An 18,548-nucleotide genomic window follows, 5' to 3' on the forward strand; every position below is an offset into this window, starting at 1 on the left:
ATCGCAATCACCAGCACTATGAGCGCGACAAGAACCAACGTGACGTGCGATCGCGGCATCCGCTCAACCCGACGTCTCGTCGGAGTGGCGGGCACGCCGCATCAACGTGATGCCCCTACCCAGCAGGGCATCGAGCAGCACCGCGGTGGGGTAGGCCAACGCCAGCACAACCGGCATCACGGCCAGCGCCTGCAGTGCGAACGGCAGGCCGGAGAGCCACAGCTCAACGCCGTCCCACCAATTCAGGAACCCGCTCACCCGACACACACTATGCGGCCCAGTACCCGAAACCAATGTGTCAAGATCGGCGGGTGCCGCAAAGATCGGACGAAACGACGTGCCTCGTCGTCGGCGGCGGACCGGCAGGGATGATGCTCGGTCTGTTGCTGGCCCGGGCCGGGGTAGACGTCACGGTGATGGAAAAGCATGCCGACTTCCTGCGCGACTTTCGCGGGGACACCGTGCACGCCAGCACGTTGAGTCTGCTCGACGAACTTGGTCTCGAGGCCCGGTTTGCCCAGACTCCACATCGGCTCATCGACACCATTCGGATGAAGATGCAGGGACAACCGGTGGATATCGACCTAACTCGGCTCCCCGGATCCCATCGGCACATCGCCCTGGTGCCGCAGTGGGATTTCCTGGAATTGTTGGCCACCTCCGCGGCGCTGGAGCCCACCTTCCGGTTGCTGCGCAGCACCGAGGCGACCGGAGTACTGCGGGGCAACGGATCGGATCACGACCGCGTCGTCGGCGTCACCTACCGTGACCAGTCCGGCGAAACCCGTGAAATGCGCGCCACCCTTACCGTGGCCTGTGACGGCCGGGGCTCCACGGTGCGCTCCGCAGTGGGGCTAAGACCTCGCGGGTTCGGTGCCCCGATGGACGTCTGGTGGTTCCGTATGCCTCGCCGGGCCGATGATCCCACTGGACTTGCCGGCATCTTCGATGCCGGGCACGGAGCGATCGCGATCGACCGCGGTGACTACTACCAGATCGCCTTCGTCATCCCCAAAGGAAGCGATGCCAAGCTGCGGGCGCAGGGCATCACCGAGCTGCACCGGGTACTGACCAACATGATGCCCTGGCTCGCCGACCGCGTCGACAGCTTGAATTCGTTCGACGACGTGAAATTGCTTGATGTGCAATTGAATCGACTCCGGAACTGGCACACCGGCGGCGTGCTGTGCATCGGTGATGCGGCGCACGCGATGTCGCCGGTCGGCGGCGTTGGCATCAACCTGGCCGTGGCGGACGCGGTCGCCGCCGCACGAATCCTGGCAGGTGGACTGCGCCGTGGACGGGTGTCCAGGAGCCGGCTGGTGTGGTTACAGGCCCGCCGATGGGCCCCAACCGCGTTTCTGCAAGCGATACAACGGGCAATCCACGCCGTCGTGGTCGCGGTCGCGGTGCAAGAGACCACCCCTGAGCCGTCCCGGGCGGTGCGTCTGGTGAGCCGGTCGCTGGCATTACGCAGGATGATGGGCTACCTGATTGCGATTGGTCCGCTGCCCGAGCACGCACCCAAATACGCAAGGCGCGCAGGATAAATCCGGACACACCTGCGGACAAGAAGCCGAACGGGTGGACGCGGGGTAGGTCAACAGTCGATGATGTCGGGATGGTCCTGCACGCCCAACACGCAGACGAGGACTCCGAGTCCAGCATTGGCGCTCAAAGCGCTCAAAGCGCCGATATCCGAACTTTCGAGGCACCGCCCAGCGAGTCCGTCGCTCTCAGCGCGGCCGCGGTCCTGCCGTCCAGCTCGTCGCTGCGCAATCCATTCCCGCCCATCGCCGACTACGCGTTCCTGTCCGACTGGGAGACGACCTGCCTGATCTCACCGGCCGGTTCGGTGGAATGGATGTGTGTGCCCCGGCCGGACTCCCCGAGTGTGTTCGGCGCGATTCTGGACCGTAGCGCCGGGCATTTCCGGCTCGGCCCATACGGGGTGTCGGTGCCATCGGCCCGCCGCTACCTTCCCGGCAGCCTCATCATGGAGACCACCTGGCAGACCCACACCGGGTGGCTGATCGTGCGCGATGCGCTGGTCATGGGGCCCTGGCACGACATCGAGCGTCGATCCCGGACCCACCGTCGCACGCCGATGGACTGGGACGCCGAGCACATCCTGCTGCGAACGGTGCGCTGTGTCAGCGGCACGGTGGAGCTGATGATGAGCTGCGAGCCGGCGTTCGACTATCACCGACTCGGCGCTACCTGGGAATACTCGGCGAACGCGTACAGCGAGGCCATCGCCCGGTCCAGCAAGCAACCAGACGCCCACCCGACGCTGCGTCTGACGACCAACCTGCGGATCGGTCTGGAGGGCCGGGAAGCACGCGCTCGCACCAGAATGAAAGAGGGCGACGACGTGTTCGTCGCGCTGAGCTGGACCAAGCACCCCGCACCGCAGACCTACGACGAGGCCGCGGCGAAGATGTGGCAAACCACCGAGTGCTGGCGGCAGTGGATCAACATCGGCAACTTCCCCGACCACCCATGGCGGGCCTACCTGCAACGCAGCGCGCTTACATTGAAGGGGCTGACCTACTCACCCACCGGCGCGCTACTGGCGGCCAGCACCACATCGCTGCCGGAAACGCCACGTGGCGAACGCAATTGGGACTACCGCTATGCCTGGGTCCGTGACTCCACCTTCGCCCTGTGGGGGCTTTACACCTTGGGATTGGACCGCGAGGCCGACGACTTCTTCGCCTTCATTGCCGACGTGTCCGGCGCCAACGACAATGAACGCCATCCACTGCAGGTCATGTACGGCGTCGGGGGCGAACGCAGCCTGGTCGAAGAGGAACTGCACCACCTGTCCGGCTACGACCAAGCACGCCCGGTACGCATCGGCAATGGCGCCTACAACCAGGACCAACACGACATCTGGGGTTCCATCCTGGATTCGTTCTACCTGCACGCCAAGTCGCGCGAGCAGGTTCCCGAGACGTTGTGGCCGGTGCTGAAGCGTCAGGTGGAAGAGGCGATCAAGCACTGGCGTGATCCGGACCGCGGGATCTGGGAGGTGCGCGGAGAACCGCAGCACTTCACCTCATCGAAGGTGATGTGCTGGGTGGCGCTGGACCGCGGAGCCAAGCTAGCCGAACGGCAGGGCGAGAAGAGCTACGCTCAGCAATGGCACCAAATCGCCGACCAGATCAAGGCAGACATCCTCGAGCACGGGGTGGACTCGCGCGGGGTGTTCACCCAGCGCTACGGCGACGACGCACTGGACGCGTCGCTGCTGCTGGTGGTGCTGACCCGATTCCTGCCGCCGGACGACCCACGCGTGCGCAACACCGTGCTGGCGATCGCCAACGAACTCACCGAAGAGGGGTTGGTGCTGCGATACCGAGTCGAGGAGACCGACGACGGCCTGTCCGGTGAGGAGGGCACCTTCACCATCTGCTCGTTCTGGCTGGTGTCGGCGCTGGTCGAGATCGGCGAGGTGGCCCGCGCCAAGCGACTGTGTGAACGGCTGTTGTCCTACGCCAGCCCTTTGCATCTCTACGCCGAAGAGATCGAACCGCGGACGGGGCGACACCTGGGCAACTTCCCGCAGGCTTTCACCCATCTGGCGCTGATCAACGCGGTGGTCCACGTGATCCGCGCCGAGGAGGAAGCCGACAGCTCGGGAATCTTCCAGCCGGCCAACGCACCCATGTAAGGCCCCACCGGTCGAATCAGCTCAGCGCGCTGACCTTGTCCATCATGGCGTGTGCGATGTCAATGGCGCTGGTGTTGACGTCGCCGGTCCCTTGGTCCGACGGGTTTCGCGTGCTGAAGAACGCGACCTCAACTTCGACCAGGCAATTGCCCCGCACGCCAAGGGCCCGGGCTTCCGGCCTGGCTCCGGTTGTTGGCGAGCCGGCCAACCGCGTTTGGATCGACACGGTTGCCGCCAGCACAGAGTTGACCACACGCACATCGGAGATCTGGTCGGCGAAGGCCACGCTGCCGCTGCTGATGGTGACCGTGGCGCCGTTGCACCGGTCCCATTGCTGCGAGAAGGTGGCGAACAGCGCCGTGGCGTCGGCGGCCGTGGGCAAGGCGACCACGCCCTCCGACACATCGATCACCGTCGCAGGTTGGGTAGCCGCGTTCCACCACGTCTCGCGCGCGACGTTCTTGACGGGGCCGGACCGGTACGCGCCGTGCGCCAACATCAACGTGACGCCCACGCACTCCGCCGGCGAGACCGCGCCAAAGTTCTGCTGGAGCTTTTCCGGGCCGCCGAACCGCGGCGGCAAATCGGACTTGGTGGTCAAGGGCTGGTCAAGAATTCTTGATAGGGCAGCGTCATCGAGGAGCACCCGTTTGATGGTTTCTCCGGTGAGGGGACGCGGCTTGAGCCCCGGCGCCGGCCGGACGTTGCCGGCGATGACGGAGGTGCAGCCGCTGACCACCGCCACAAGCACCAAACATGCCACGACCCGACGAACTCTCATCGGTTCGTGCCCGAGGCTTTCGGCAACGTCACCTCGATGCGATGCACCCGGACCAACGTCGTCGCACGAGGTATCGATCCATCGACTTCGGTGTCGGTCACTATCGAGTACATGTGGCTGGTCTGCGTCTCACAGCTACTTTTTGCCCTTGTCCCCCGCGGCGTCGGTGGACAGCGCCGCGACAAACGCTTCCTGCGGCACCTCGACGCGCCCAATGGTTTTCATCCGCTTCTTGCCTTCCTTCTGCTTTTCCAGAAGTTTGCGCTTGCGGGTGATGTCACCGCCATAGCACTTCGACAGCACGTCCTTGCGGATTGCGCGGATGTTTTCGCGCGCAATAATTTTCGATCCAATGGCGGCCTGGACCGGTACCTCGAACTGCTGACGTGGGATCAGCTCTTTGAGTTTGGTGGTCATCTTGTTGCCGTACGCGTAAGCCGAATCCTTGTGCACGATCGCACTGAACGCGTCGACGGCCTCCCCTTGCAGCAGGATATCGACCTTGACCAGTTGCGCCTCCTGCTCGCCGGCCTCTTCGTAGTCGAGGCTGGCATAGCCACGAGTGCGCGACTTGAGGGCATCAAAGAAGTCAAAGATGATCTCCCCCAGCGGCATCGTGTAGCGCAACTCCACGCGCTCGGGCGACAGATAGTCCATGCCGCCCAACTCTCCACGACGCGATTGGCACAGTTCCATGATGGTGCCGATGAACTCGCTGGGCGCGATGATGGTCGTCTTGACGACGGGCTCGTAGACCGTGCGGATCTTGCCCTCCGGCCAGTCCGACGGATTGGTCACCAACAGGCCGTCATCCGAGTCGCCCTCGCGTCCCTCCAGGATCACCCGGTACACGACGTTCGGTGACGTCGAAATCAGATCCAGGTCAAACTCGCGCTCGAGACGCTCACGAGTAATCTCCATGTGCAGCAGGCCCAGGAAGCCACACCGGAAGCCGAAACCCAGCGCCACCGAGGTTTCCGGCTCGTAGGTCAGGGCCGCATCGTTGAGCTGCAACTTGTCCAGGGCGTCGCGCAGATTCGGGTAGTCCGAGCCGTCGACCGGATACAGGCCCGAGTAGACCATCGGTTTGGGTTCGCGGTAGCCGGTCAGCGCTTCGGTGGCACCGTTTCGTGCCGTCGTGACGGTGTCGCCGACCTTGGACTGGCGGACATCCTTGACCCCGGTGATCAGGTAGCCGACCTCGCCGACACCCAGGCCCTTGCATGGCTTCGGCTCGGGCGAGACGATGCCGACCTCGAGCAATTCGTGCGTGGCCCCGGTCGACATCATCGCAATGCGCTCGCGAGGGCTGATCTTGCCGTCGACCACGCGCACATAAGTCACCACACCGCGATAAATGTCATAGACCGAGTCGAAGATCATCGCGCGCAGCGGCGCATCGGCGTCGCCCCGCGGGGGCGGCACCTGCTGGACCACCTCGTCGAGAAGTTGCGCAACGCCTTCCCCGGTCTTGCCGGACACCCGCAGCACGTCGTCCGGCTCACAGCCGATGATGTGCGCGATCTCGCCGGCGTAGCGGTCCGGGTCAGCGGCAGGCAGGTCGATCTTGTTCAGCACCGGAATGATGTGCAAGTCCCGATCCAGCGCCAGGTAGAGGTTGGCCAGCGTCTGAGCCTCGATGCCCTGCGCGGCATCGACCAGCAGCACGGCCCCCTCGCAAGCTTCCAGCGCGCGCGACACCTCGTAGGTGAAGTCGACGTGGCCCGGGGTGTCGATCAGATGCAACACATAGTCGGCCGACGGATCGGTCGGTGCGCCACCCGAGAAACGCCACGGCAGGCGCACGTTCTGTGCCTTGATCGTGATGCCGCGTTCGCGCTCGATATCCATCCGGTCCAGGTACTGGGCCCGCATGGAACGTTCGTCAACCACCCCGGTCAACTGCAGCATCCGGTCTGCCAGCGTCGACTTCCCATGGTCGATGTGAGCGATGATGCAGAAGTTCCGTATCTGCGCCGGCGGGGTGAAGGTTTTGTCGGCGAAACTGCTGATGGGAATCTCCTGGAAGGCGGTTTGCGGGTATCCAGCCTATCCGTGCGGCACCGCCCGGACACATTGGAGACCCAATCCGCCCCACCGATCGCGTCTATGCTGCGAATATGGCACCGGACAAGAAGTCGCCCGGAAAGTCACAGTGGAAGGCGTTCCAGCGTTTTACCGAGAACTTGGTGTTCAATGAGGCCCCGCGGGTTGTCCAGCGGCTGCAAAACACGCAGGAAACACTCCGAACCATCCAGCAAGCCGTGAAGATCACCGCCAACATCATGGCGATGGGTCTACCGCCGCCGCCCGCCGAGATCACTGCGGGCCGGCCGGTCACCGACACCAGCTTTCCCACCGCACAGCGCGCCCGCAAGCTCGTCTACGCCGCGAACCTGGATGGCCGGGCGGACCCGGGCGAAATCGTCTGGACCTGGGTGGTCTACCAGGACGATCCCACCCAGGGCGAAGACCTGCCGGTGCTTGTTGTGGGCCGCGACCGCAACGTATTGCTGGGGCTTACCGTGTCCAGCCAGCAACACCACGCCGCGGATCGAGACTGGGTCGAAATCGGCACCGGTGACTGGGACCATGAGCAACGACCGAGCTGGGTGCGGCTAGACCGGGTGCTCGACGTGCCCGAGGAAAGCATCCGGCGTCAGGGCGCCATCCTGCAGCGTGAGGTCTTCGATGTGGTTGCCGCGCGATTGCGTGCCGACTACTCCTGGCGCTGAGTGGACGCGCGCACCTGGCGTCGGGTCGAGCGATCAACCCGACCAATCGGCCAGACCTTCAGCCTGGAGGCATCACCCCTGCGTGATGTAGGACTGCAGCTGCTGCTGCTCGGCCTCGAGTTCACCCATGCGCGACTTCACCACGTCACCGATGCTGACGATGCCGATCAGCTTCCGGCCGTCGAGCACCGGCACGTGGCGGACCCGGTTCTGGGTCATCAGCACGCTGATGCTGTCGACCGTGTCCGATTTCGCGCAGGTGGCAACGGCACTGGTCATGATTTTGGAAACCGGGCGAGTCAACACACTGGCGCCGTGTATGTGCAGCTGGCGGACCACATCGCGTTCCGACACGATGCCGACCACACCTTCCGCGCCGACGACCACCATCGCGCCGATGTTCTGCTCAGCCAGACCGGCAAGCAATTCCCGGACCGTCGCTTCGGGGTTGATCGTCACAACCGCCGCCCCCTTGTTCCGCAAGACGTCCGCGATCCGCATTAAGGCCTCCCACTAATTGTGACCCGATTCACACCCAGGCTACGGCTAACTCGCGCAACGGGAAAGCCAACACCCCAACACGGGCGGTAATGCCGACACCCGCCCGCCGGTACCCATCCGGTGGCCCCGGCCGAATCGACGGATCGGACCACCAACTACCGGATCCGGCTTGCAAAGATGGGGCCATGATTGAGATCACGTTGCTCGGCACCGGAAGCCCGATCCCCGACCCGAACCGTGCTGGGCCATCCACGTTGGTACGGGCGGGCGGACAGGTATTCCTGGTCGATTGCGGCCGTGGGGTGCTGCAGCGTGCGGCGGCGGTCGGCGTGGGCGCCGCCGGATTGTCGGCTCTGCTGCTCACCCACCTGCACAGCGACCACATCGCCGAACTCGGCGACGTGATCATTACCAGCTGGGTCGCCAACTTCGCGCCCGATCCCCCGCCCCTACAGATCATCGGCCCGCCGGGCACCGCGGAGGTGGTGGCGGCGACGCTGAAGGCGTTCGGCCACGACATCGGCTACCGAATCGCCCACCACGCCGATCTGACCGCGCCGCCACCTGTCGACGTCCACGAATTCACCGCGGGCACGGTGTGGGACCGCGACGGCGTGACGATCCGGGTGGCACCCACCGATCATCGTCCGGTGGCGCCTACCATCGGATTCCGCATCGAATCCGACGGCGCGTCGGTGGTGCTGGCCGGCGATACGGTGCCCTGCACCAGCCTGGACGAATTAGCTACCGGTGCAGGGGCATTGGTGCACACCGTGATCCGCAAGGACATCGTCACCCACTTCCCGCAGCAGCGGGTCAAAGATATCTGCGACTACCATTCGTCGGTGCAGGAAGCGGCCGCAACCGCGGCTCGTGCCGGTGTGGGGACGCTGATCATGACGCACTATGTGCCGGCCCCGGTCCCGGGCCAAGAGGACCAGTGGCGGTCCTTGGCCGCAACCGAATTCGACGGAACCATCGAACTGGGCGACGATCTGCATCGGGTCGAAGTGCACGCCCGGTAGCGGCTCGCCAGACCCGCCGACGAACCACGGCGGCGGCGGAACCCGCGCTATGACAAGGTTGACACCGAGTTCCCAACGCTCGGATGACTCGACGCGCGGTTTTGTGGAAACACAAATCAGCCCTGTTGCAGCTGAGTAATATTTCTCCCGTCGATATTGACCAGCTGTGGGTGTGTGGCCGTGAAGTGGTGGTGGTCGTAAATGTCGTTTGTGGTCGTGACACCGGAGCTAGTGGGCGCGGCGGTATCCGATTGGACCAACGTCGGCTCGATTGTCAGCGCCGCCAACGCGGCGGCGGCAGCCCACACGACCTTCCTACCGGCAGCGGCCGCCGATGAAGTGTCGGCCGCCATCGCCGCGGTGTTCGGCGAGCACGCGCAGGTCTATCAATCATTCAGCGCCCAGGCGGCGGCATTTCACGAGCGGCTTGTGCAGGCCCTGTCCACCAGCGGGTCCGCATACTGGTCCGCCGAGGCCACCAACGTCGAGCAGACCCTGCTCAACGCGATCAACGGGCCTACCGAGGCGCTGTTCGGCCGCCCGCTGATCGGCGACGGCGCCGACGGCGGAACCGTCAACGGGGTGGGACAAAACGGCGGAGACGGCGGCTTCCTGTGGGGCAATGGCGGCAAGGGTGGCGACAGCACCAATGCCGGCGTAGGCGGCGGCGCGGGCGGTAGTGCCGGACTCTTCGGCAACGGTGGTGGCGGCGGCAACGGCGGCGATGCCGATGCCAGCAGCACCAACGGCGGCGCCGGCGGGGCCGGCGGCAACGGCGGACTGGTGTTCGGCAACGGCGGGTCCGGCGGCACCGGGGGCAGCGGGTACGACGCCTTTGCCGCGACCGGCGGCGACGGCGGAACCGGCGGTCGCTCCTACCTGTTTGGCTCCGGCGGAGCCGGCGGCGACGGCGGGGTCGGTGCCGGCACCAGCGGATTCGGGGGTAGGGGCGGTGCCGGTGGCGAAGCCGGGCTGTTCGGCAACGGCGCGGCCGGTGGTCTGGGTGGTACGAGCACCGACGGTGATGGCGGCAGCGGTGGCGACGGGGGTCGGGCCGGGATCATCATCGGCAACGGCGGCGACGGCGGCGACGGCGGCGCCGGCCGGTTCACCTCCGGGTCCGGCGGCACCGCCGGCACCGCCATCCTCTTCGGCAACGGCGGCAACGGCGGCGACGGCGCCAGCAGCGTGGCCACCAGCGGCGATGGGTTCGGCGGTTTCGGTGGGCTCGGCGGCAGCGGCGGTTTGTTCTACGGCAACGGCGGCGACGGCGGCAACGGCGGCGACGGTTTCAACGTCGCCAACGGGGGCGGCGTCGGCAGCAGCGGCGGCTCGGCCCTGCTCTTCGGCAACGGCGGGGCCGGCGGCCACGGTGGTGCCGGCGGTGGCCAGGGCGCGCGAGGCGGCACCGGCGGCCTGCTGATCGGCAACGGCGGCAATGGCGGCGTGGGCGGCGCCGGCGATTCTGGCAACCCCGCCGGTGGTCAAGGCGGCGACGGTGGCAGCGCCTACCTGATCGGCAACGGCGGCTGGGGGGCGGTCGGCGGCGCAGGCACCGGTACCGGCGAGGGCGGCCAAGGAGGCAACGGCGGGTACGGGGGGTGGCTACTCGGCAACGGCGGCAACGGCGCCGAGGGCGGCGCCAGCTCCGTGACAGGTGGGGCCGGTGGAAATGGCGGCGATGCACGGCTCATTGGCAACGGCGGCGACGGCGCGCACGGCGGCGACGGTACCCCCGACGGCGCGAGTGGCAGCGGCGGCAGCGGCGGCATCCTGTTCGGACAAGACGGCACCTCCGGAGGCTAGCTAGACGCCTCGCCGAGCCTGACGAATTCGGTCGCGGTGCAAACAAGCGCACCGGCCTGCATCGCCCCGGCGGTCCGGAGGCAACGAAATGCCCCCACCGGGCAATCACATCGCGCTATCATCCGCACCTGGTCCAGTGGTTGATCGCGGGGGTGCCGCATGTCATATGTGCTGTTCAGTCCCGAGGCGATCGCTGCGGCCGCGGCCGACCTGGCCGGTATCGGTTCGACAATCGCCGAGGCCAATGTCATGGCGGCGCCCGAGACCATCGGCGTGCAGGCCGCAGCCGCCGATCAAGTGTCGGCCGCCGTCGCGGCGTTTTTCGGGGCCCACGCCCAGGGTTATCGAAGCATCAGCACCCAGATGTCGGCTTTTCACGACCAACTCGTGCAGGCCCTGTCCGTCGGCGGCGCCTCGTATGCTGGCGCCGAGGCCGCCGGTGCGCAGAGCCTGCTCGGCCTGATCAACGCGCCCACCCAGGCCTTGCTGGGCCGGCCCCTGATCGGCAACGGCGCTGACGGTGGGACCGTCGGCGGAATCGGGCAACCCGGCGAGGCCGGCGGCCTGCTGGTCGGCGACGGCGGCCGCGGAGGCGACAGCACGCTCGCCGGTGTGGCCGGCGGTGGTGGCGGCGCCGGCGGGCTGATCGGCAATGGCGGCGCCGGCGGTACCGGGGGCCCGGGTGGCAGCGGCGGACTGGGCGGCAACGCCGGGCTGCTGGGGACCGGCGGTACCGGGGGCACCGGGGGCGTCGGCGTCGCGGCTGGTTTCGGTGGCACCGGCGGCAACGGTGGCTCCGGCGGCCTGCTCTACGGCGACGGCGGGACCGGCGGAGCTGGCGGCGCGGGCGTGGCCGGCGCCGTCCTGGGAGGGCTCGGCGGACTCGGCGGCGACGCGCAGCTGTTCGGCAACGGCGGGACCGGCGGCCTTGGTGGTAGCAACTCCCTCGGCGCGGCCGGCCAGGGCGGTCAAGGCGGCGACGGCGGCAGCGCCGGTGCACTGCTGGGCAGCGGCGGAGTCGGCGGCGGCGGCGGGCTGGGCGCGATGGCGGGCGGGGGCGGCGGTGCCGGGGGCGCCGGAGGATACGCGTTCGGCAATGGCGGTGTTGGCGGCCTGGGCGGGGACGGCGTCTCCGGCTTCGGGGGCGCGGGAGGATCGGGTGGCCGCGCGGCGGTGTTCTTCGGCCTCGGAGGTGCGGGCGGCAACGGTGGCGTGGGCAACGTCGCCGTCCCGCTCGCCGGGGGAACCGGCGGGGATGGCGGCGGAGCCGGATTGTTCGGCCTAGGCGGCATAGGTGGGGCCGGTGGTTCCGGTGGCGGCTATGGCGGATCCGGCGGGGCCGGCGCCTTCCTGATCGGCAACGCCGGCGACGGTGGGGCCGGTGGCGTGGGCAACGCGTTGAGCACCGAGGGCGGCAATGGCGGCGCCGGTGGCGACGCGCGACTAATCGGCTACGGAGGCAATGGCGGAGCGGGCGGGCGAGGCTTCGGCGTCGGCGCCAACGGCGCCGGGGGGCCCGGCGGCGCGGGTGGATTCCTGTACGGCGGTAACGGCGCCACCGGCCCCAGTCCCTAGGCCAGCCGGGTGATCTCCACCTCCACATCCAGGTCGGTCGCCCCGAGCCCGGAGTAAATACCCTTCAGCGGGGACACGTCGCGGTAGTCGCGACCGACACCGACGCTGATGTACTGCTCGGTGATTTCGGTGTCATTGGTGGGGTCATAGTTCCACCACACACCGGTCCAGGCCTGAATCCAGGCATGGCTACGTCCTTCTACGGTTTTGCCGACCTTGGCGTCACGCTTGGGGTGCAAGTATCCGGAAACGTAGCGCGCCGGAATTCCCATGCCGCGCAATATAATCAGCGACAAATGCGCGAAGTCCTGACAGACGCCCTTACCTTGTTCCAACGCGTCTAGCCCGGACGAACTCACTCCGGTGGTACCAGGGAGGTAATCCAATTCGCTGCGCGCCCATCGGGCCGCGGCAATCACGGCTTCGCGGGGATCGTGATACTTGGTGATCCTCCTACCCACGGCGGCCACGCGCTTGCTCGTCGGGGTGTACTCGGTGGGGCGCAACACCTCGTCGAACCGATCGATGACGGCGTCGGATTGCAGTTCCTCCCAGGTGGTCTTCGCCGACGGAGGTTCCGGACGCTCGGTCTCGACGACGGACGAGGACGTGACCGTCAATTCGGTATGCGGCGCATGCAGATCGAACGCCGTTACCGCGGTACCCCAATAGTCGACGTAGCGGTAGGACCGCGTAGCCGGGATGGTTTCGACACGATTGAGGATGACGTTCTGCCGGGTATTGGAGCGCGGCGTCAACCGCGCTTCGTTATAGGACGCGGTGACCGGCGATTCGTAGGCGTACCCGGTGCTGTGCACCACCCGCATTCGCCACATCAGGCTTCTCCTTGCCGACCGACCAGTTGGCCACTGCGGCCAGCATCGGTCCATGCCACCCACGGTGTTACGTGGAAATACTGCAGCGCTAGTGCTTCTCCGACGTCTCGGCAGGTTCTCTGCAAGCCCGCCAGGCGGCTGTCCAGGGACTCGAGCAGCACACCGGGCTGCACGAATTCGAGTTTGCTGCGGGCCTGGCCGAGCAGCCGCTGCGCTTCGGTGGTCGCCCCGACCCGACTCTGCGGATTGTGCAGTAATTCGTCGAGGTTGTGTTCGGCCAACCGCAACGAGTAGTAGACCGAGCGCGGGAACAGCCGGTCAAGCATCATGAACTCCACCACCCTTCCGGCATCCAACACACCTCGATAGGTTCGCAGATAGGTGTCATGCGCGCCGGCCGAGCGCAGCAGAGTGACCCACGCCGGCGATGACGCACTGTCCCCCACCCGCGACAACAGCAGGCGCACGGTCATGTCGACCCGCTCAATCGCACGACCAAGCAACATGAATCGGTATCCGTCGTCACGCGAGAGCGTCGAGTCGGCCAACCCGGCGAACATTGCCGCGCGGCCCTCGATGAAGGATAGAAACTCATGCGGCCCAAGTCGTTTGGCGGCTCGCTCGCGTTCGGGAAGAGCATGGTAGGTGGTATTGAGACACTCCCAGGTCTCAATGGACGTCACCTCGCGGGCCGACTTTGCGTTTTCCCGCGCCGCTGAGATGGCGTCGACGATCGAGCTGCCGCCCTGGGCGTTGGTGCTGAAAGCCACCAGGTCCGTCAGCGACCAGACGTCCAACTCGTGGTCGGGGGGCTCTATCCCAAGCACTTTGAGCAACACCCGGGAGGCCTGGTCGGGGTCGATGCTGGAATCTTCGAGCAATTGGTGCACCGCGACGTCCAAGATCCGCGCGGTGTCGTCGGCGCGCTCGACGTAGCGACCGATCCAATACAGAGCTTCGGCATTACGGGCGAGCATCAGTCGATCACCTTCTGCTGCTGTTGTTGCTGGGGAAGTTCGTCCTGCGGTTGTTGAATCTGCTGCGGTTGCTGCTGTGTCGGCCAGGAACCATCTAGGTTCGCCTCGGGCACCGGCGGCGGCAGTTTCCGCACCACCTGAGCACGGCCCAGTTCACGATCGGCGGCCATCGCCCGTGGCGCCAGCACCCAGGTGTCCTTGGATCCACCTCCCTGGCTGGAATTGACCACTCGGGATCCCTCCACCAAAGCCACCCTGGTCAGGCCGCCCGGCAGCACCCAGATGTCCTCGCCGTCGTTGACCGCAAACGGGCGCAGATCGACATACCGCGGTGCCAGCGCGCCCTTGATCCCGGTGGGCACGGTGGACAACTCCATCATTGGCTGCGCGATCCAGCTACGGGGATCGTCACGAATCTTCTTGCTCACCGTGGCCCGTTCCTTCTCGGAAGCGTCCGGACCGAACACGATGCCGTAGCCCCCGGATCCCTCGACCGGTTTGAGAACCAGTTCGCCGATCCGATCCAGCACTTCTTCGCGTTCGTCATCCAGCCAGCACCGCAGGGTGTCCACGTTAGCCAGCAGCGGCGTCTCACCCAGGTAGTACTCGATCATCGTGGGCACGTAGGTGTAGACGAGCTTGTCGTCACCCACGCCGTTGCCGATGGCGCTGGAAACCACCACGTTGCCCGCGCGGGCGGCGTTCACCAGGCCGGCGACCCCCAGCACCGAGTCGGCACGGAACTGCAGCGGGTCCAGAAACGCGTCGTCGATGCGCCGGTAGATGACATCCACCTGACGCTCGCCCTCCGTGGTGCGCATGTACACCTGGTTGTCGCGACAGAACAGGTCGCGGCCTTCGACGAGCTCGACCCCCATCTGCCGGGCCAGCAGCGAGTGCTCGAAATACGCCGAGTTGTGCACGCCCGGGGTCAACACCACCACGGTGGGGTCGGCCTCGTTGGTGGCCGCGGAGTTGCGCAGTGCCCGCAGCAGATGCGCGGGGTAGTCGTCAACCGGGCGGACCCGGTGCGTGGCGAACAGGTTCGGGAAGACCCGCGCCATCGTGCGCCGGTTCTCGATGACATAGGACACCCCCGACGGCGAGCGCAGATTGTCTTCGAGAACCCGGAAGTCGCCACGGTCGTCACGAATCAGGTCGATACCGGCGACATGGATCCGAACGCCGTTGGGTGGAACGATCCCCACGGCCTCCCGGTGAAAGTGCTCACAGGACGTCACCAATCGTCGTGGTATCACGCCGTCGCGCAGAATCTCTTGATCACCGTAGATGTCGTCCAGGTACATCTCGAGGGCCTTGACGCGTTGGGTGATACCCCGCTCCAAGCGGGCCCATTCGGTAGCCGAGATCACCCGAGGCACCAGGTCGAGCGGGAACGGGCGCTCCTGGCCGGACAGCGAAAACGTGATGCCCTGGTCAATGAAGGCGCGGTCTAACGCCTCGGCGCGTGCCTTCAAATCGGACGCATCCGACGGCGCCAACTCGGCGTAGATGCCCTTGTAGGGGCCACGAACGCTGCCCTGTGCATCGAACATCTCGTCGAAAGCCATCGAATAGGCATCCGACTCGTTGTAGCCGTCGAAAATACGTTCCTTGCGAGCGGGCGACCGCCGCCTGTTCACCTCGATCGGGTCCGAAAGCCTCACTCGTGACATGCTGCCTTAATCCGACATTCCGGCAGGCCACGGGTTGGTCTTTTGGGCGAAAACGTAACCGACTGATAACCTGAGCAGTCGCTGTCGGGTATCAGTGCACCCGAGCAATCGCCGAATCGACATAAGGAACTGACGCGTGGCCAACATCAAGTCGCAGCAAAAGCGCAACCGCACGAACGAGCGCGCCCGACTGCGCAACAAGTCGGTGAAGTCGTCGCTACGCACCGCCGTCCGGGCGTTCCGCGAGGCCACTCACGCTGGCGACAAGGAAAAGGCTGCGGAATTGCTGGCGTCGACCAACCGCAAGCTGGACAAGGCTGCCAGCAAAGGCGTGATCCACAAGAATCAGGCCGCCAACAAGAAGTCGGCCCTGGCAAGGGCCCTCAACAAGCTGGCCTGACTCATCCGCTCCGGTCGGCGACCAATTCGGCCACCTGCCTGACCGCGGATTCCAATGCGTAGTCGGCATCGGCTGCCGCTCCCTTGACGTCGGCGTTGAGGTCAGCCACCAATCTCATCGCCGTTGCCACCTTGTCGCGCGACCATCGTCGCGCCTGCTTCTGGGCTTTCTGTATCCGCCAGGGCGGCATACCCAGCTGCCCGGCCAGCCGGTACGGGTCGCCGGACAACGGTCCCACCCGGCCGATCATGTGCACGGCCTCGGCCAGCGCGTCGGCCAGCACGACCAGCGGTTCGCCACGCAGCATCGCCCATCGCAACGCCTCCGCGGCACCGGCCACGTCGCCGGCGACCGCCTTGTCGGCGATGTCGAACCCTTTCACTTCGGCTTTGCCGCTGTGATAGCGGCGAACGGCGGCGGTATCGACATGGCCACCCGTGTCGGCCACCAGCTGTGAACACGCCGAGGCGAGCTCGCGAATGTCGGAGCCGACGGCGTCGAGCAGGGCGGTCACCGTTTCGTCGTCGACTTTGACCCGCAACGAGCCAAACTCGGCACGCACGAAGTCGGCGCGCTCGCCGGCCTTGGTGATCCGGTTGCATTGATGGACCCGAGCACCCAGCGACTGCAGCTGCCCGGCCAACGCCTTGGCTCGCCCGCCACCGGAGTGCACCACCACCAAGGTGGTGCCCTGCGGGATGTCAGCGGCCGTCGAAGCAATGATGGCCACCGCATCCTTACCCGCCTCCGCGGCGGCCTCGAGCACCACGATGCGTTCCTCGGTGAACAGCGATGGACTCAGCAGTTCGGCCAGCTCATAGGTGCTGACGTCGCCCGCACGCATGCGGTCAACCGGCACACTGTCAACGCCTGGGTCCCCACCCGATTTGGCGCCGGCCCGCTGCCGTGCTGACCGCAGGATCTCCCCCACCGCCCGCTCAACCAGCAGTTCTTCATCGCCCAGGACCAAATGCAACGGCGAAATCTCGCTCACCGCCCAATGGTGTCATGGACGACCGACCAGCCCGGCCAGTGACCAGGCCAGTAGACAGCCCGCGGCGGTCACCAGCGCTGCTCTCATCGGCAGGGCAAACCACCGGAATCGCCACAACGCAACCACCAGCATGGTGACTCCGCCGACGATTATCAGGCCGGCGGGGCCCGTGGGCACCGGGATGGTCGCCGCCGGGACCTCGGAGGCCCAACGCGCGATCCGCAACACCCACCACAATTCGGGTCCGGTGCCGCGGATCAGCAGCTGGGCGCCGGCCGGCCACGGGACAACCAGCGCGGCCGCGGCGCTGCCCAGCACGGTGATCGGCACGATCGTGGCCGCCACCGCGAGGTTGGCAACCACGGCGACCAGGCTGAACCGACCAGAGATGGCGGCCACCAGTGGAGCGGTCACCAGCTGCGCCGCGGTCGCGACGGCGAGCGCATCGGCCAGCGGTTTGGGCCATCCGCGGCCGACCAGTCGCACCGACCATCCGGGGGCGATGACGATCAACGCGGCCGTGGCCACCACCGACAAGGCAAAACCAACGTCGACGGCCAGCTGCGGCGCCGCAACCATCAGCACCAATACGGTGGCCGACAGGGCCGGAATCGCCTGCCGTCGACGCGAAGTCAACATCGCCGCCAGGGCGATCGCGCCCATCACCGCCGCTCGCAGCACACTGGCGGTCGGCTGCACGACGATCACAAATGCCAGCAGCGCGACCCCGGCGAGCGCCACCGCGACGCGCGGGCCGAGCCACCGCGCCACCAACAACACCGCGGCGCAGACCATGGTGACGTTGGCGCCCGAGACCGCCGTCAGATGCGTCATCCCCGCCGTGCGGAACTCGCGACTGGTAACGGTGCTCACCATCGAGGTATCACCGAGAACCAGTGCGGGCAACATCGCGGCCTGATCGACCGGCAATGCTTCGCACGCGGCCTGGGCAAACCGACCGCGAACCGTATGGGCCGCCCGCTGCACCACACCGGCCCGGCCCGGCGTCGGTCTGCCCACCGCGTTGAGCACCGCGACTGTCAGGTCACGGCGGGCCGGCCGGGTGATACGTGCGGTGAAGCGTATCGGCCGACCCACCACCACCTCGCCGAATTCGGACGCTCGAGCAAAGACCACCACGCGACCGGTCAGCTCCTCGTCGCGCAGCCGTTGCAGGTTTGCACGAAACATCAACCGACCGGACCCCAGCGACAGCGGGCTTTCGCTGGGCGTCACCGTCACTGGCGCCGACGTTCCGAACGCCGCACCAATCGGGTGGCTCCCGCTCGCCTCGGCTCGCAGCGCGATCGCGAGTCCGTATCCCGCACCGACCACTCCAATAGCCACCAGCCCACTACTGACGGCACGCAATCGGTCCGTGCGGTTCGGCCGGGATAGGGCCAACCAGGAGAGCACGCCGGCGCCGATGGCCAGGAGCGCGCAGCAGGCCGCGCATGTCGCACCGATTGGCCATCCGATTCCCACGGCGGTGACGATCCAGCTGGTCAACGCCGCCGGAACTAGACGGACATCCAGCTGCGGCCCCACGCCCACGATGGGGTCGCC

15 protein-coding genes and 1 pseudogene are annotated in these 18,548 nt (G+C 66.6%); 7 read left to right on the forward strand and 9 right to left on the reverse strand.

The genetic code is table 11. From position 1 onward, the window contains the following. Positions 1-63: 63 nt before the first annotated feature. Complete coding sequence (locus MB901379_RS15885) at positions 64-258, reverse strand: hypothetical protein (RefSeq protein ID WP_158017515.1); 195 nt, start codon at positions 256-258, stop codon at positions 64-66. Positions 259-293: 35 nt separating this feature from the next. On the opposite strand from MB901379_RS15885, the gene MB901379_RS15890 reads away from it, so the two are divergent. Further along, positions 294-1,550 carry an FAD-dependent oxidoreductase gene (locus MB901379_RS15890; RefSeq protein ID WP_158017516.1) on the forward strand — a complete coding sequence of 419 codons (1,257 nt, stop codon included), beginning with the start codon at positions 294-296 and terminating at the stop codon, positions 1,548-1,550. 146 nt (positions 1,551-1,696) lie between these two features. After that, positions 1,697-3,676, forward strand: coding sequence for a glycoside hydrolase family 15 protein (locus MB901379_RS15895; RefSeq protein WP_408632388.1), 1,980 nt, complete (start codon positions 1,697-1,699; stop codon positions 3,674-3,676). A 16-nt stretch (positions 3,677-3,692) separates the two neighbouring features. On the opposite strand, the gene MB901379_RS15900 is transcribed toward MB901379_RS15895, so the two are convergent. Further along, positions 3,693-4,457, reverse strand: a complete 765-nt coding sequence (locus MB901379_RS15900) for a sensor domain-containing protein (RefSeq protein ID WP_158017518.1) — start codon at positions 4,455-4,457, stop codon at positions 3,693-3,695. 135 nt (positions 4,458-4,592) lie between these two features. Continuing rightward, positions 4,593-6,584: pseudogene (gene lepA / locus MB901379_RS15905) on the reverse strand (translation elongation factor 4). On the opposite strand from lepA, the gene MB901379_RS15910 reads away from it, so the two are divergent. Continuing rightward, entirely contained in the window at positions 6,578-7,192 is a 615-nt protein-coding gene (locus tag MB901379_RS15910) for a type II toxin-antitoxin system PemK/MazF family toxin (protein WP_158017519.1), read from the forward strand. The pseudogene lepA and the gene MB901379_RS15910 overlap by 7 nt on opposite strands. A gap of 72 nt (positions 7,193-7,264) precedes the next feature. On the opposite strand, the gene MB901379_RS15915 is transcribed toward MB901379_RS15910, so the two are convergent. Beyond that, a complete protein-coding gene (locus MB901379_RS15915) occupies positions 7,265-7,693 on the reverse strand; it encodes a CBS domain-containing protein (protein WP_158017520.1) in 429 nt (142 codons plus the stop codon). A gap of 185 nt (positions 7,694-7,878) precedes the next feature. Between MB901379_RS15915 and MB901379_RS15920 the strand changes: the two genes are divergently transcribed. From MB901379_RS15920 to MB901379_RS15930, 3 genes are all read left to right on the forward strand, one after another. Next, on the forward strand, positions 7,879-8,718 hold the full coding sequence (locus tag MB901379_RS15920; protein WP_158017521.1) for a ribonuclease Z: 840 nt from the start codon (positions 7,879-7,881) through the stop codon (positions 8,716-8,718). Between the two features lie 201 nt (positions 8,719-8,919). Further along, the gene (locus MB901379_RS15925; protein WP_158017522.1) at positions 8,920-10,524 is read left to right on the forward strand and encodes a PE family protein; all 1,605 of its coding nucleotides are present in this window, start codon (positions 8,920-8,922) and stop codon (positions 10,522-10,524) included. Between the two features lie 159 nt (positions 10,525-10,683). Continuing rightward, positions 10,684-12,099 carry a PE family protein gene (locus MB901379_RS15930; protein ID WP_158017523.1) on the forward strand — a complete coding sequence of 472 codons (1,416 nt, stop codon included), beginning with the start codon at positions 10,684-10,686 and terminating at the stop codon, positions 12,097-12,099. Here the strand turns inward: MB901379_RS15930 and MB901379_RS15935 are convergent. Genes MB901379_RS15935 through MB901379_RS15945 form a run of 3 tightly spaced genes read right to left on the reverse strand, consistent with a single transcriptional unit; the run spans position 12,096 to position 15,588 of the window. After that, the gene (locus MB901379_RS15935) at positions 12,096-12,935 is read right to left on the reverse strand and encodes a transglutaminase family protein (RefSeq protein WP_158017524.1); all 840 of its coding nucleotides are present in this window, start codon (positions 12,933-12,935) and stop codon (positions 12,096-12,098) included. The genes MB901379_RS15930 and MB901379_RS15935 overlap by 4 nt on opposite strands. Next, positions 12,935-13,912 (reverse strand): alpha-E domain-containing protein, encoded by a 978-nt coding sequence (locus MB901379_RS15940; RefSeq protein WP_158017525.1) that lies wholly within the window; start codon positions 13,910-13,912, stop codon positions 12,935-12,937. The genes MB901379_RS15935 and MB901379_RS15940 overlap by 1 nt, the downstream gene beginning before the upstream one ends. Next, complete coding sequence (locus MB901379_RS15945) at positions 13,912-15,588, reverse strand: circularly permuted type 2 ATP-grasp protein (protein ID WP_158017526.1); 1,677 nt, start codon at positions 15,586-15,588, stop codon at positions 13,912-13,914. Before MB901379_RS15945 ends, MB901379_RS15940 begins: the two co-directional genes overlap by 1 nt. 136 nt (positions 15,589-15,724) lie before the next feature. On the opposite strand from MB901379_RS15945, the gene rpsT reads away from it, so the two are divergent. Then, positions 15,725-15,988 carry a 30S ribosomal protein S20 gene (gene rpsT, locus MB901379_RS15950; protein ID WP_158017527.1) on the forward strand — a complete coding sequence of 88 codons (264 nt, stop codon included), beginning with the start codon at positions 15,725-15,727 and terminating at the stop codon, positions 15,986-15,988. Position 15,989: 1 nt separating this feature from the next. Here rpsT and holA read toward each other — a convergent pair whose 3' ends face one another. Both holA and MB901379_RS15960 read right to left on the reverse strand, forming a co-directional pair. Further along, complete coding sequence (gene holA / locus MB901379_RS15955) at positions 15,990-16,964, reverse strand: DNA polymerase III subunit delta (RefSeq protein ID WP_158019234.1); 975 nt, start codon at positions 16,962-16,964, stop codon at positions 15,990-15,992. A 30-nt stretch (positions 16,965-16,994) separates the two neighbouring features. Continuing rightward, positions 16,995-18,536, reverse strand: a complete 1,542-nt coding sequence (locus MB901379_RS15960) for a ComEC/Rec2 family competence protein (RefSeq protein WP_158019233.1) — start codon at positions 18,534-18,536, stop codon at positions 16,995-16,997. Positions 18,537-18,548: the final 12 nt, after the last annotated feature.

Origin of the sequence: Mycobacterium basiliense (genome assembly GCF_900292015.1) — a bacterium.
GTDB lineage: Bacteria > Actinomycetota > Actinomycetes > Mycobacteriales > Mycobacteriaceae > Mycobacterium > Mycobacterium basiliense.

Excerpts from the sequence above, each read along its gene's own strand:
- MB901379_RS15890 (WP_158017516.1), top strand. The coding sequence starts at position 294 with ATGTGTCAAGATCGGCGGGTGCCGCAAAGATCGGACGAAACGACGTGC.
- MB901379_RS15900 (WP_158017518.1), bottom strand. The coding sequence starts at position 4,457 with ATGAGAGTTCGTCGGGTCGTGGCATGTTTGGTGCTTGTGGCGGTGGTC.
- MB901379_RS15910 (WP_158017519.1), top strand. The coding sequence starts at position 6,578 with ATGGCACCGGACAAGAAGTCGCCCGGAAAGTCACAGTGGAAGGCGTTC.
- MB901379_RS15915 (WP_158017520.1), bottom strand. The coding sequence starts at position 7,693 with ATGCGGATCGCGGACGTCTTGCGGAACAAGGGGGCGGCGGTTGTGACG.
- MB901379_RS15920 (WP_158017521.1), top strand. The coding sequence starts at position 7,879 with ATGATTGAGATCACGTTGCTCGGCACCGGAAGCCCGATCCCCGACCCG.
- MB901379_RS15925 (WP_158017522.1), top strand. The coding sequence starts at position 8,920 with ATGTCGTTTGTGGTCGTGACACCGGAGCTAGTGGGCGCGGCGGTATCC.
- MB901379_RS15930 (WP_158017523.1), top strand. The coding sequence starts at position 10,684 with ATGTCATATGTGCTGTTCAGTCCCGAGGCGATCGCTGCGGCCGCGGCC.
- MB901379_RS15935 (WP_158017524.1), bottom strand. The coding sequence starts at position 12,935 with ATGTGGCGAATGCGGGTGGTGCACAGCACCGGGTACGCCTACGAATCG.
- MB901379_RS15940 (WP_158017525.1), bottom strand. The coding sequence starts at position 13,912 with ATGCTCGCCCGTAATGCCGAAGCTCTGTATTGGATCGGTCGCTACGTC.
- MB901379_RS15945 (WP_158017526.1), bottom strand. The coding sequence starts at position 15,588 with ATGTCACGAGTGAGGCTTTCGGACCCGATCGAGGTGAACAGGCGGCGG.